This window comes from Streptosporangium carneum (assembly GCF_027922005.1).
In the GTDB taxonomy this organism is placed as follows: domain Bacteria; phylum Actinomycetota; class Actinomycetes; order Streptosporangiales; family Streptosporangiaceae; genus Streptosporangium; species Streptosporangium carneum.
In genome coordinates this window covers 21218-34469 of sequence record NZ_BSEV01000019.1, presented here as the reverse complement: position 1 = coordinate 34469, position 13252 = coordinate 21218, and the positions used below count along the sequence as shown (strand labels likewise).

General features: G+C 71.3%; 11 protein-coding genes. 5 read left to right on the top strand and 6 right to left on the bottom strand.

Features of this window, described 5'->3' with window-relative positions; translation table 11 throughout:
- The first annotated feature begins 17 nt into the window (after positions 1-17).
- A complete protein-coding gene (locus PKF00_RS30770; protein WP_271221184.1) occupies positions 18-1181 on the top strand; it encodes a hypothetical protein in 1164 nt (387 codons plus the stop codon).
- Between the two features lie 106 nt (positions 1182-1287).
- On the opposite strand, the gene PKF00_RS30765 is transcribed toward PKF00_RS30770, so the two are convergent.
- The gene (locus tag PKF00_RS30765; RefSeq protein WP_271221183.1) at positions 1288-2874 is read right to left on the bottom strand and encodes an MDR family MFS transporter; all 1587 of its coding nucleotides are present in this window, start codon (positions 2872-2874) and stop codon (positions 1288-1290) included.
- A gap of 81 nt (positions 2875-2955) precedes the next feature.
- Here PKF00_RS30765 and PKF00_RS30760 point away from each other — a divergent pair, with 81 nt between their 5' ends.
- Complete coding sequence (locus PKF00_RS30760) at positions 2956-3516, top strand: TetR/AcrR family transcriptional regulator (RefSeq protein ID WP_271221182.1); 561 nt, start codon at positions 2956-2958, stop codon at positions 3514-3516.
- Here PKF00_RS30760 and PKF00_RS30755 read toward each other — a convergent pair.
- A complete protein-coding gene (locus tag PKF00_RS30755) occupies positions 3482-4537 on the bottom strand; it encodes a cation diffusion facilitator family transporter (RefSeq protein ID WP_271221181.1) in 1056 nt (351 codons plus the stop codon). The two genes, PKF00_RS30760 and PKF00_RS30755, sit on opposite strands and share 35 nt — an antisense overlap.
- A gap of 446 nt (positions 4538-4983) precedes the next feature.
- Here PKF00_RS30755 and PKF00_RS30750 point away from each other — a divergent pair, with 446 nt between their 5' ends.
- The gene (locus tag PKF00_RS30750; protein WP_271221180.1) at positions 4984-5727 is read left to right on the top strand and encodes a thioesterase II family protein; all 744 of its coding nucleotides are present in this window, start codon (positions 4984-4986) and stop codon (positions 5725-5727) included.
- A 40-nt stretch (positions 5728-5767) separates the two neighbouring features.
- On the opposite strand, the gene PKF00_RS30745 is transcribed toward PKF00_RS30750, so the two are convergent.
- The 3 genes from PKF00_RS30745 to PKF00_RS30735 form a co-directional block, all read right to left on the bottom strand.
- The gene (locus PKF00_RS30745) at positions 5768-6670 is read right to left on the bottom strand and encodes a glycoside hydrolase family 16 protein (protein WP_271221179.1); all 903 of its coding nucleotides are present in this window, start codon (positions 6668-6670) and stop codon (positions 5768-5770) included.
- The gene (locus tag PKF00_RS30740; protein ID WP_271221178.1) at positions 6667-8745 is read right to left on the bottom strand and encodes an acyltransferase family protein; all 2079 of its coding nucleotides are present in this window, start codon (positions 8743-8745) and stop codon (positions 6667-6669) included. Before PKF00_RS30740 ends, PKF00_RS30745 begins: the two co-directional genes overlap by 4 nt.
- 145 nt (positions 8746-8890) lie before the next feature.
- Positions 8891-10270 (bottom strand): glycosyltransferase family 2 protein, encoded by a 1380-nt coding sequence (locus tag PKF00_RS30735; protein WP_271221177.1) that lies wholly within the window; start codon positions 10268-10270, stop codon positions 8891-8893.
- Positions 10271-11076: 806 nt separating this feature from the next.
- Between PKF00_RS30735 and bar the strand changes: the two genes are divergently transcribed.
- Entirely contained in the window at positions 11077-12168 is a 1092-nt protein-coding gene (gene bar, locus PKF00_RS30730; RefSeq protein ID WP_271221176.1) for a barbiturase, read from the top strand.
- A 99-nt stretch (positions 12169-12267) separates the two neighbouring features.
- On the opposite strand, the gene PKF00_RS30725 is transcribed toward bar, so the two are convergent.
- Entirely contained in the window at positions 12268-12468 is a 201-nt protein-coding gene (locus PKF00_RS30725; RefSeq protein ID WP_271221175.1) for a hypothetical protein, read from the bottom strand.
- Positions 12469-12659: 191 nt separating this feature from the next.
- Here PKF00_RS30725 and PKF00_RS30720 point away from each other — a divergent pair, with 191 nt between their 5' ends.
- Positions 12660-13214 carry an SseB family protein gene (locus PKF00_RS30720; RefSeq protein WP_271221174.1) on the top strand — a complete coding sequence of 185 codons (555 nt, stop codon included), beginning with the start codon at positions 12660-12662 and terminating at the stop codon, positions 13212-13214.
- Positions 13215-13252: the final 38 nt, after the last annotated feature.

Genomic DNA, 13252 nt, shown 5'->3' with positions numbered 1-13252 from the left:
GCAGTAGCATCTGCGGCGTGCGAGCCAAATGGGGCGTTGCCGCCCTGACCTCGTTGATGATCGGTCTGGCAAGCGTGTCCGGCTCCGCCGCGCCCGCCTGGGGCGCGGGCCGGTCCTCGGCCGGACAGTGGAGTGCCGCGGATGAGAGCGGCGCGCGGGAAGGCACGGCCTCCGCGCGGACGTCCCGGCGGGAGGCCGCACCGGGAAACCGGGACGGGCGTGTCGCCGTGCCCGCCGCGGCCCGCGCGGTCGACACCACGCGCTCGACCCGGGTCGTCGGCACCGGCACACCCGCGAGCTGTACCTCGCAGGCCGTGGTCGCGGCCGTCGCCGCGGGCGGGATCATCACCTTCTCCTGCGGTCCCGCTCCCGTCACCATCACGCTGACCGCGACCGCGAAGGTCCGCAACACCTCGGCCAAGGTCGTGCTGGACGGCGGCGGCAAGGTGACGCTCAGCGGCGGCGGCAGGCGGCGGATCCTCTACATGAACACCTGCGACCAGGCCCAGGGGTGGACCACCTCGCACTGCGACGACCAGAGTCAGCCGCAGCTTGTCGTCCAGAACCTGACCTTCGCCGACGGGAACGCGACGGGGCGGCCGGTCGAGGAGGGAGGCGGTGGCGCGATCTTCGTCCGGGGCGGGCAGTTCAAGGTCGTCAACTCGCGCTTCCTGCGTAACCGGTGCGACGCCACAGGCCCTGACCTCGGCGGGGCGGCCATTCGCGTCCTCGACCAGTTCCAGGACCGTCCCGTCCACATCGTGAACAGCACCTTCGGCGGAGCGGCGGGACAGGGCGGCGTCTGCTCCAACGGCGGGGCACTGAGCAGCATCGGGGTCTCGTGGGTGGTGCTCAACAGCGTCATGACGCACAACACGGCGATCGGACGGGGGGCCAACCCGGCCCGTACCGGCACCCCCGGGGGCGGTAGCGGCGGTGCTATCTACGCCGACGGCGACCGCTTCAGCATCAGGATCGCCGGTTCGGTGATCCAGGACAACAGCGCCAGGGAAGGGGGCGGGGCGGTCTTCTTCGTCAGCAACAACCGCACCGGCACCCTCGCCATCGAAAACTCCACGCTGCGCAGGAACCGCAGTGCGGGCTTCGAGACCGAGGGGTTCCCCGGCATCTTCTTCCTCGGTGCGGGCAGGCCGAAGGTCGTCGCCTCAACACTGAGATGACCGGAGGCGGCCGTCACACCGGCCTGGCATCCCACGGTGGTCCGCAGAAATGCCGGAGGCCCGGGACCGGTGAGCGGGGCGGTCCGGGCCTCCGGCGAGGGGATGGTTATTCGGCCTCTACGGGGACCGGGGGAGCGGTGGGGTCGGCCGGGGTGGCCGGGGCGGCCTGGGCGGAGCGGAGCGGGAGCTCCTTCAGCATCAGGGCGGCGACCGCGGCCAGCACGGCGATCGGCACGCCCACCAGGAAGACCGTGTGGATGGCCCGGGTGAAGGCTTCCAGGATCACGTTCAGCACCGGGGCGGGCAGATGGTGGATGGCCGCGGGGGAGCCGAGACTGGGGGTCGCGCCGCCGGTCAGGGGCAGGTGCGCCGCCTTGGCGAGGGAGACCAGCTCGGAGCTGAGCCGGTTGGACAGGATCGCGCCGAAGGCGGCGACGCCGACCGCGCCGCCGAGGGAGCGGAAGAAGGACACGCCGGAGGTGGTCGAGGCCATGTCGGCGCGGGTGACGGCGTTCTGCGCGGCCAGGATCAGCATCTGCATGGAGGCGCCCAGGCCGACTCCGAGCACCGTCATGTCGACGCCGACGACCACCAGGGAGCTGTCGACGTGCAGCTGCGAGAGCAGGAACAGGCCGACGGCGACCAGCAGCATGCCCACGACGGGGAAGATCTTCCAGCGTCCGGTCCTGGAGACGAACCGGCCGACCGCGATCGAGGAGACGAGCAGGCCGAGCACCATGGGCAGCGTCATCAGACCGGAGCCGGTGGGGCTCATGGCCTTGACGATCTGCAGGTACTGCGGCAGGAACATCAGCGCGCCGAACATGGCGGCGCCGACGAGGAGGGAGGCGACGCTGGTGAGCACGAAGGTGTGGTTGCGGAACAGGCGCGGGGGCAGGATCGGGTCGGCGGCCCTGCGCTCGGCGACGACGGCGAGGCCGAACAGCACCAGGCTCAGCGCGCCCAGACCGTAGGTCCAGCCGGAGTTCCAGCCGAACTCCTTGCCGCCGAAGGACAGCAGCAGCATCAGCGCGGTGGTGCCGCCGGTGATGAAGGTGGCGCCCCACCAGTCGACCTTGGTGTCACGGCGGACCAGCGGCAGCTTGAGCACCTTCTGGATGACCACGAACGCGACCACGGCCAGCGGCACGCAGATCCAGAACGTCCAGCGCCATGACATGTTGTCGACGATGAACCCGCCGAGCAGCGGGCCCGCGACGGTGGAGACGCCGAAGACCGCGCCGATGTAACCGGAGTAGCGGCCCCGCTCGCGGGGCTCGACCACGTCACCCAGGATGATCTGCGGCAGCGCGGCGAGGCCGCCCGCGCCGATGCCCTGGGCGGCCCTGGCCGCGATGAGCTGGCCCATGTCCTGGGAGAAGCCTGCGGCGACCGAGGAGAACACGAAGACCAGCAGGGAGACCTGGAACATGAGCTTGCGTCCGTAGAGGTCGGACAGCTTGCCCCACAGGGGAGTGGAGGCGGTCATGGTCAGCAGCGTCGCGCTCGCCACCCAGGCGAGCTGGTCCTGACCGCCGAGCGTGCCCACGATCGTCGGCAGCGCGGTTCCCACCACGGACGTCGAGATCATCGACGTCAGCATGGCGAGCATCAGGCCGACCAGGATCTCCAGCACCTGCTTGTGGGTGAACCGAGGTGCCGTCTCGGCCGTGACCTGTTGTTCGGTCAGCATGAACCGTCCCCCAATGTATGTACGATACACATGAAGTTAGTAGACGCTTGTTTACCCGTCAAATCTGGAAGGATCGAGCAGGTGGATGAGGTACGGCACCGCGACAGGGAAGGCACGAGACGTCGCATCCTCGACGCCGCCTGCCGTCTGTTCGCCGAGCTCGGCTACGAACAGGTGACGATGCGGCTGATCTCCGCGGAGGCGGACGCCAACATCGCGCTGATCAACCGTTACTTCGGCACGAAACGGGAGCTGTTCGCCGAGGTGCTCGCGGCGCAGGGGCGCTTCCCCGGCGTGCTGGAGGTCCCCGAGGAGGAGCTGCCCCGCCGTCTGGCCGAGTACGTCGCCGACAAGCTCCGCTCCAACCAGGGAGGGCCGGTGCTGACGGCGCTCACCCGGTCGCCCGGCTGCCCGGAGATCCATGAGATCATCAAGGACCGGGTCAGGTCGGCCATACTGGAGCCGATGGCCGCGCGCCTGCCCGGCCCCGACGCGCTCCTCAGGGCGACCGCCGCCACCGCGCTCATCACGGGCGCGGGCACGCTGCGCCAGCTCTACGGCTCCGGCGCGCTCGACTCCCCCGACCGGGAGGCCGTGGTCGAGCGGCTCACGAGAGTCTTCGAGGCCTGCTTCGCGCCGTGACCCCGATCCGCGCCCCCGCCTCGGCCTTCTCCGGCTCCTCGCGGACCGCGGCGATCCGGCAGGCCGTGCCCGGGACGTGGTCGACCTGCAGGGTGGTGTGGTCGATGTGGAACCGCTCGTGCAGCAGGTCGGCGAGCTCGCGGCGGACCCGGTGGCAGTCGCCGCCGGGCGTGACGGTCACGTGCGCGGACAGCGCGGGGAACCCGCTGGTCACCGTCCACACGTGGAGGTCGTTCACGGCGGTCACCTCGGCGTGGGCGGCGATCGTCGCGCTCACCTCCGCCGGGTGGGCTCCGTCGGGCGCGGCCTCGAACAGGATGTGCCCGGCGTCGCGCAGCAGGCCGTACGCGGCCTTGCCCATCAGGGCCGCGACGACCAGGGCGGCGAGCGCGTCCGCCCTGCCCCAGCCGGTGAGCCAGACGACCGCGCCCGCGATCGCGGTCGCGACGAAGGCGTACATGTCGTTGAGGATGTGCTGGAAGGCGCCCTCGACGTTGAGGCTGCTCCGGTCGGCCCTGGAGATGAGCCACGCGGCGGCGGCGTTGACCGCGATCCCGGCCAGTGCCGTGCCGAGGACCAGCGTCCCCTGCACCTCGGGCGGCTCGATGAGCCTGCGGACGCCCTCGTAGACGAAGTAGGCGACGAGCACGACGAACGTCAGCCCGTTGATCGCGGCGGAGAGGATCTCGGCGCGCTTCCAGCCGAAGGTGTAGGCGCCGCGGGCGGGGCGGGCGGCCATGCTCATCGCGACCAGCGCGAGCGCGATGGAGGCGGCGTCGGTGAGCATGTGACCGGCGTCGGAGATCAGCGCGATGGAGTTCGCGAGGACGCCGACCACGACCTCGGCCGCCATGAAGGCCGTCAGCAGGGCGAGCGCCGCCACCAGGTAGCGGCGGTCGGAGTTCGCGCCGAAGCCGTGCCCGTGTCCGTGTCCGTGGCCGTGCCCGTGGCCATGGCCATGGCCATGGCCATTGGCGTGCCCGTTGACACGCCCGTTGGCGTGCCCGTGTCCGTGACCCATCCCGAGATCCGTCCCGTCAACACTTGAACAGCTGCTCAGACGTTATGCAAGGTAAGCCTAACAGAACAAGATCTGGAAGGCCGGGGCGCTGACTGGACAGGAAATGCGCGATCCGCCAACTGGCGACCTTCCCCGAAAGCCGCCGGGAACTGGGGTGACGCCTCTCCTGGAAGGACCGTCTCCCCGGCAGGAACCGCCTCCCGGGAGGCACTGGTCTCCGCCCTCCACCGCCTGCGGGCCCGTCATGCCCGCAGGCCGTCCACGGTTGTGAGAACGGCGCTTGCGTGACCCCGGCTGGAAGTTCCGCGCCATCGGCACGATCATGGATCGAGCGGTCGCGCACGACCGCTCGACCGCGGTGCCCCGGCCGATCCCGGAGATCGCCGCGGCGCCCGGGGCCGTTCAGGCGTTCGGGGCCGCCCGGAGCCGTTCAGGAAGGAAACGCCATGACCTGGCTGCGCTCTCCGCTGCCTCGCCCCGGGGCCGCCACGCGGCTGATCTGCTTCACGCACGCGGGCGGTTCGGCCTCGGCCTACCGCGACTGGGCCGACCTGCTGCCCGGGTCGGTCGAACTGCACGCCGTACAGCTGCCAGGCAGGGCGGACCGGTTCGGCGAACCCATGCCGCAGGACATGGAGACGCTGGTCGGCGCGATCGTCGAGGCGACGCTGCCGCTGCTCGACCGGCCTCTCGCGCTGTTCGGCCACAGCATGGGGGCGATGGTCGCCTACGAGACCACCCGGGCCCTCGAGGCAAGGGGAGCCGATCCGGTACGGCTGTTCGCCTCGGGGTGCAGGGCTCCGCACGAGCCGAGGCGCAGCCCCGAGATCTCCTCCTACGACGACGAGCGGTTCATGGCGGAGCTGGTCATGCTCGGCGGCACGGATCTCGACGTCCTCTCCCACCCCGCGATACAGCAGGTCGTCTTCCCCTACGTCCGCGCCGACTTCCGGCTGATCGAGAGCCACCGCCACCGCCCCGGTCCCGCGCTGCGCACCCCGATCTCCGTCATCGTCGGCGACGCGGATCCGGTGGTCACCCCCGCCCAGGCCAAGGCGTGGGAGAGGCACACGCTTTCCGGTTTCTCCCTGACGGTCATGCCCGGCGACCACTTCTACCTGCAGCCGCAGCGCGAGGCCGTGGTCGCGGAGATCGTACGGAGGATCGGTGAGGGGCGGCCAGGGAGGTAGGCGCCGGGAGCGCGGACGCACCGTCCCACGCTCCCGGCCGTCAAGAAGAGCCGGAGCCCCTGGCCGTGACGGAGACGTAGTCGACCAGCATGGGCCTGCCGGAGGCGGTCGCGGCCGTCGGGCCGCCGCCGAAGGCCGCGGGGAGACCGCCGCCGACGGCGACGTTCAGGATCAGGAAGAAGCCGTGGTCGGTGGCCTCGCGCCAGGTGGCAGGGTCCACGCGGGTGGCCGCGACGGTGAGGATCGGGGCGTCGTCGAGATACCAGCGGATCTCGGAGGCGGTGATCTCGACGCCGTAGCGGTGGAAGCCGCCGTGGCAGGTGGGGCAGGGACGCTCGCCGGACCCGATTCCCGAGGGCTCGCCGCACGGTCCGCCGGGCGTCACCCCGCAGTGCAGGGCGGCCATGACCGAGGGACGCCCGTTCACCGCCTCCACGACGTCGATCTCGCCGACGCCCGGCCAGCCGGTGTACCCCTCGCGCAGCCGGGCGCCCAGCATCCAGAAGGCGGGCCAGTAGCCCGCGCCGTCCGCCTCGGTCACCCGGGGCAACTGGATCCTGGCCTCGATCCGCAGCGCGCCGCCCGGCGGAGGCCTGAAGTCGGACCGCCTGGTCTCGACCCGGCCCGAAGTCCACGCGCCGTCGCGCAGCAGGGGGGTGATGGCCAGGTTCCCCCGGCCGTCGAGGGAGACGTTCTCCGGCGCGGCCGTCATGGTCTCGATCTCCCCGGTGCCCCACTGCGGCGCGGGGCATCCGGGGTAGCAGGTGCCGACGTCGTGCAGCCAGCCGGAGGGCAGCGCAGAGCCGGCCGCGCCGGTGAAGTCGTCGCGGAACACCTCGGTCCAGCCGGAACCGTCCCGTCCTGCCGGGGTGTCCTTCTGGCCGGGCCCCGAGCACCCGGCCAGAAGGACGATCATGGCGAGGAACGCCTGGGCGAGCCTCACAGCACCGTGGGGATGAGGTCGAGGTCCTCCAGATCCTGCTCCATCCGGGGCGCGAGCCGTACCGCGAGGGTGTTGGTTATGTGCGCGTCGTCGCGGTAGAGCACGACGCCGTCGAGCGCCGCCGGGCAGGTGTCCGCGGTTTCCCGGCACAGCAGCGGGACCACGTCGAGCAGGCGCACCCCTGGACGCTCGCCCGCGCGGACCTGTTCGGCCAGCGGGTCGGGGCGCAGGGCGGCGCGGCGCGGGAACGCGCAGTCGGCGACCGGCCCGCCCGACAGGCAGGCGGGCACGTCCTTGCCGGGCAGCGGCGTGTCGCGCAGGTAGACCAGCGGCGCGCCGAGCCGGGACAGCGGGGTGAGCGTCGCGTCCCAGGCGCGGGTCAGCGCGGCTCTGTCGCTGCTGTAGGCGTTGAGCGAGGCGACCAGGACCAGCCGGGGCGGGGCCTGCGCGGCGAGCCGTTTCAGTGCGTGCTCCCGCCAGGTGTCGCACTCGCGGTACTCCCTGCCCAGGCGCGGGTCGACGACCGTGAGCCGGGGCAGCGGACAGCCCGGCTTGGTGAGGACCTCGAGTGCCCACCCCCTCCGTACGGCGATGCGCTCCGCGACGGCGAACCACTGGCCCGCGTGGGAGTCGCCGATCAGGACGATCCTGTCCTTCGAGGCGGGGTTGCCGAACAGGCACGGAGGGCTCGTCGTCGCGGTCAGCTCGATCTCGCAGCCCGCTGACCTGGGGAAGTCGGTTCTCGCCTCGGCGGGCGTGGGGCGCAGCGCCGTGCCCGGTGCGCCCGCGGTGCCGGTCGCCGTGTCTGTCGCCGTGCCCGTCACCGTGGCCCGGGTCGCCGTCGCGCCGTGCACGACTCCGCCGTTGAGCAGGAGCGCGGCGGCGAGGGGGACGGCCATCGCGCTTGTGCCGAGGGCCAGACCGCGCCTCGGCAGGGCGGAGACCACCGCCGACAGGCGCAGGGGCCGCTCGACGAGCTTCAGCGTCAGGACCGCGGGCAGCGCGGAGCCCAGGACCAGTGCCAGCCGCACCGGCCACGGCTGCGCGCCGAGCACGGCCTCGGCCAGGACCAGGACCGGCCAGTGCCACAGGTACCAGGAGAACGACAGCCGCCCGATCGCGCGGACCGGCGCCGAGGACAGCGCCGCGGAGACCGGCGAGCGGAACAGGATGACCGCGGCCGTGCCGAGCGTGGGCACCAGGGCGATCGTCCCCGGGTAGGGGGTCGAAGGGCCGATCCTCACGATCGACCAGACGACCGCGGCCGCCCCCAACAGGCCCAGCGCCCCCTGGGCGACCCGGACGGCGAAACGCGGCCGCCGTCCCCTGCCCTGACCGGTCCCGTCGCTCGATCCTCCCGCGTCCGGACGGCCCTCGCCGCCGTCCGGACGCGAGCTGTACGGCATGAGCAGGGCGACGAGGGCTCCGACGCCGAACTGCCACGCCCGGGAGGGGGAGGAGAGGTAGGCCAGGGGGGCGCTGACGCCGGTCCACCACAACGACAGGGCGAAGGAGAGGCCGGTCAGCGTCACGATGGCGACCGCGATCGCGGGGAAGGGGCTGCGGCCGAGACGGCGGGCCAGCAGGACCAGCACCAGGAGCAGCGGCGCCCACAGGAGGTAGAACTGCTCCTCGACGGCCAGCGACCAGTAGTGCAGCAGGGGACTGGGGTCCCGTTCCGCGGCCAGGTAGTCGGTCTGGCCGGCGACGAAACGCCAGTTGGCGATGTACAGGGCGGCGGTGACGACGTCGGCCGCGATGTCGCCGCCGCGCAGGGGCGGCAGCATCAGCCACGCCCCGGCGGTCGTGGCCAGCAGCACCACCCCGGCGGCGGGCAGGATGCGTCTGGCCCGCCGGGCGTAGAACTCGGCCAGCGAGAATCGGCCGGTGGCCGAGACGTCGCGCAGCAGCAGGCCGGTGATCAGGAAGCCGGAGATGACGAAGAACACGTCAACCCCGACGAACCCTCCGGCCATGCCGGGCACGGTCGCGTGGAAGGCGAGCACGGCCAGGACGGCCACCGCTCTCAGCCCCTCGATGTCCGGCCTGAAGCCGAGACGGTACCGCGGGATCACGGCGGGCACTCCTCGGGAGTCCATGTGAGTCGTCCAGTGGATCAGGGCAGCAGCGGCGGCAGTACGGCGAGGCCCGAGGCGACCAGGACGCCGAGCAGCAGCATGACGGTTATGGCCAGGGCCTCTGGCCAGCGCAGACGGTGGTTCAACGGAGGATCCTCCACAGGTCACGGATGAGGGGGAGGGCGATGTAGGTGGTGCCCGCGGCGAACAGGGTCAGAGCCCAGTACTCGCCCCAGCCGTAGACGGGGGCGCGCAGCGCGATGCCGATCCAGGTGGCGCCGGTGGTGAGGGTCAGCCAGACGAAGGCCATCCGGCCGACAGTGGTGACCAGCGTGCTCCTGCCCGCCGCCGCGCCGCTCGGCACCCACGCCGCGGCCTGGTTGCGCACGGCGTGCACGATGGAGATCAGGTGACAGTAGGCGTACAGGGTCTGGGCGCGGGTCACCTCGAAGCGCCACCGGCTCACCGAGACAGCGGGCAGCAGCACCAGCGCCACCCAGAGCGGTCCCACGAACGGGATCATGTGCCACGCCCTGACCTCCTGCGGGTAGAAGGCGAGCATGACGAGCCCGGGGAGCGGCACCGCGGCGATGTTGATCGCCGAGACGAAGTAGCTCAGGAAGCCGCTGTAGTAGGAGACCCGCACCCGCCATGACATCCGCGTGCGGTGGAAGTCACGGTCGAACAGCAGGCTCATGCAGCCCATCGCCCACCGGTACTGCTGGGCGATGTAGGAGGCGACGTTGTCGGGGGACAGGCCCTTGGCCAGCAGCACCGGGACGTACTTGGTGCGGTAGCCGTGCTTCATCAGCGCGACGCTGGTGTAGATGTCCTCGCTGTGGTCGATCCTGGGGAAGCCGCCGATCTCCTCCAGCGTCGAGCGCCGGTAGACCACGTTCGTGCCCACGCAGATGGCGCCGCCGTCGGCGTCCCTGGAGGGCTGCAGCCACCGGTAGAACATCTCCTGCGCCGCTCCGGCGGTCCGCTGCAGCCAGGGCATGTCGGCCGTGGTGTCGAAGTACTGCGGAGACTGGGCCACGGCGATCCGCGGGTCCTCGAGGTAGGGGACCAGATGGGACAGGAAGTCGGGGCGGGGGCAGAAGTCCGCGTCGAAGACCGCGACCATCTCCCCCGAGGTGATCGAGAGGCCGTGGATGAGGTTGCCCGCCTTCTTCAGGTGCCCTCTGTCGGGACGGGAGCTGTAGTGGAAGCCGTAGCGCCCGGCCAGCTCCGCCACCTCGGGGCGCGCCGCGTCGTCGAGCACCCAGACCGACAGCGGACCGTTCCACAGCAGCGCTGACACGTGGCGGAAGGTGTTGTCCAGGATGTCCATGGGTTCGCCCCTGGTCGGCAGGAACACGTCCACGGACGGGACCCGCGCGGGCCGCCACGAGCGGACCAGCAGCTCGTGGGACTCCCAGGTGGTCAGCCGCTGCCGCTGTCCGTCGACGAACGACATCGTCCAGCCTGCGAGGTTCAGCGCCAGTGCGGCGAAAAACGGCCACAATGCCGGATGACGCATCGAGAAAAGGAAAAGCGTCCCCGCGGTGAATGTCAGGGAAAGGGGCACCGACAGGAGCACCCAGCGCCTTTGCGGTCCGAAATAGAGCTTTAGTTCGCCGTCGGACGGAGGCTGTGGGAGATGCTGTCCAGCCTTGTCAGGAGGCGCTTCAAGTAATGCGAGCATGCGGAGAACCCCGTTTTCTCAGCTGCGTGGAGCGGCTCGTTTCCCGCCGCGACCTCAACTGTAAACAAAGTTATTGGTGTCGCGTGCGGGGGTGGATGATCTAGAAGGAAACGCAGCGTTAACTGAGCGTGATTCCGCGCTGTGAAATATCCGCCGATGTTCCGCGAAATAGTGAGATGTCCAACTCGTCGGATGTTCGGATGTGTCGTAGATCACAGATCAACTCGATGTCCGGGATGGCGATTCCCGCCGAACAGCCGAGTCATGATGGGCAAAAGATGCCCATGAGCCGGGTGGGAAGGGCCGCTGACGTCGCCCCGTGGGAGCCGTCGGCGTCATCCGTGAGAGAGCGGTTGCCGACCGCCCCGGGCAGCGTGATCACGGCCGCCCGGCAACCGCTCTCCCGGACGGCGCGCGCGACCGCCCTTCGCGCCCGGTCCGGCGCCCGCCTCGGATCGCCGTGCCTCTCGCCGTGCCTCTCGCCGTGCCCCTGCTGTGCCCCCTGCCGTGCCTCCCGCCGACCTCGGGCGCGGCCGCTCGCGCGCCGACGGAGCGGCGGTCACCGAAGAGAAGGGCGTCCTGGTGCGAGAGTGACTGATGTGCCCTCGAAGGAGCGAAGGTGACAGCGAAAGGTGACAGGGATGCCCGAACCGATTGAAGTGCGCAAGGTGGCGATCGAGAGCGTGACCGACGCCTCGGGGCTGGCCCGGCTCATCGACGACGGGGTGATCGAGGCGCGCCGGGTGCTCGCGGTGATCGGCAAGACCGAGGGCAACGGCGGGGTGAACGACTACACCCGCATCCTGGCCGACCGCGCCTTCCGGGAGGTGCTCACCGCGAAGGGACACCCGTCCCCGGGAGACGTCCCGCTGGTGTGGTCCGGCGGCACCGACGGCGTCCTCAGCCCGCACGCGACGATCTTCGCGACCACGGCGAACGCGGAACCGAGCCAGGAACCCCGCGTCAGCGTCGGCATCGCGATGAGCGACGTCATCCTTCCCGAGGACATCGGCCGTCCCGCCATGGTGGAGAAGGTCGCCGCGGGCGTCAGGGAGGCCATGAGGATCGCCGGGATCGACGACCCCGCCGACGTCCACTACGTCCAGACCAAGACGCCCCTGCTGACCCTGGCCACCATCAACGACGCCAGATCCAGGGGCAAGGACGTGGTCGTCGAGGACACCGGCCCCTCCATGGACGTCTCCAACTCGACCACCGCGCTCGGCGTCGCGGTCGCGCTCGGCGAGATCGAGATGCCCGCGGCCGAGCAGATCCACCGCGACCTGTCGCTCTACTCCTCCGTCGCGTCCTGCTCCTCGGGCGTCGAACTGGACCGCGCGCAGATCGTCGTCGTCGGCAACGTCCGGGGCATCGGCGGCCGCTACCGGATCGGCCACTCGGTCATGAGGGACGCGCTGGACGCGGACGGCATCTGGGAGGCGATCCGCTCCAGCGGGATCGACCTGCCCGAACGCCCTCATCCGTCCGACCTGGGCGGCAGGCTGGTCAACGTCTTCATGAAGTGCGAGGCCGACCCGTCCGGCAGCGTCAGGGGACGCCGCAACATCATGCTCGACGACTCCGACGTGCACTGGCACCGCCAGATCAAGGCCGCGGTCGGCGGCGTCGCGGCCAGCGTCACCGGGGACCCGGCCGTCTTCGTCTCGGTCGCCGCGGTCCACCAGGGCCCCAGCGGAGGCGGTCCGGTCGCCGCCATCGCCGACCTGGGCTGAACGGAGCCGGATCGAGCAGGACGCCGCTCGCCGTCCGGAGCGTCGGCACGGCGAGCGGCGGGGGCGTTCGATCACACCATGGCGAACCGCGGCGAGCGGTCAGCGCAGCAGCAGCGCGTGAACGGTCCAGAGGACACCGAGTGTCGCGGCGAAGAACAGGATTTCGATCACGCGGCGAGCGGTCCGCGACTCCCCCGGCTCCGCTTCCCCCGTCTCCGGCATCCCCTCCCGCGACCGCCAGGCCGCGGGCGTCGCCTCCTGCCGCCCTGGCCTCGAACCGCGCTCGGCCGTCTCAGGCATGACCCGTCCCTTCCCGATCCTTTCCGACGCGGACATCGTGGCCCGACGCAGGGCCCGGGCACATGGGCCCGGTGTCCCGATCTGTCCGGGACATCCGTCTGGGACATCTGGACGGGACATCTGGACGGGACGTCCCTCCCCGGCTTTCCCGGCATCTGGGTCCTCGTTCGTCGCGGGTAGGCTCCGGGGTTGTGCCGAGCATTCCCCAGCCCCTGGTTCCCGACGACGACGGCTCCGCCGACGCCGCCGTCTCGTCCGCGCTCGCGGCCTTCGCCGCCGGTACGGCCGACGCGGGCGCGGTGATGACGGCGCTGAGCGGCGCACGGCTGCTCGTCCCCGTCGTGGCCCTGCTGACGGAGTCCGAGGTCGGCGAGCACGGGCTGCGGCAGGAGAAGGAGAGCGAGATGGCCCTGCCGAAGCTCGTCGGAAAGGACGGGCGGGAGGCCGTGCTCGCCTTCACCGGGACCGAGTCGCTGAAGCTCTGGCGTCCGGACGCCCGCCCCATCCAGGCGACGACCCTGCAGGTCTGCCAGGCGGCGGTGCACGAGAGCGCGGCCGCCGTGGTGGTCGACGTGGCGGGCCCGGTGTCCTTCGTGATCGAGGGCCCCGTCCTGCGGGCGTTCGCCGCGGTCGAGTCGGGCACCGTCGACCGGCTGGGCCCCGAGGTCACCGTGGCGAGGGTGGGACAGGCCGCCCCCGCCCCCCGGCGCCGCCGGTTCGGCTGGCCGCTGCGCGGACGCGGCTGACCTCCGGGGCGACCTCGGATTCCCGGGACGCGGAGACC

Bases quoted from the DNA above. Each gene is read 5' to 3' on its own strand.
- PKF00_RS30765 (WP_271221183.1), bottom strand. From the start codon at position 2,874: ATGCTGACCGAACAACAGGTCACGGCCGAGACGGCACCTCGGTTCACC.
- PKF00_RS30755 (WP_271221181.1), bottom strand. From the start codon at position 4,537: ATGGGTCACGGACACGGGCACGCCAACGGGCGTGTCAACGGGCACGCC.
- PKF00_RS30750 (WP_271221180.1), top strand. From the start codon at position 4,984: ATGACCTGGCTGCGCTCTCCGCTGCCTCGCCCCGGGGCCGCCACGCGG.
- PKF00_RS30735 (WP_271221177.1), bottom strand. From the start codon at position 10,270: ATGCGTCATCCGGCATTGTGGCCGTTTTTCGCCGCACTGGCGCTGAAC.
- bar (WP_271221176.1), top strand. From the start codon at position 11,077: ATGCCCGAACCGATTGAAGTGCGCAAGGTGGCGATCGAGAGCGTGACC.
- PKF00_RS30725 (WP_271221175.1), bottom strand. From the start codon at position 12,468: ATGCCTGAGACGGCCGAGCGCGGTTCGAGGCCAGGGCGGCAGGAGGCG.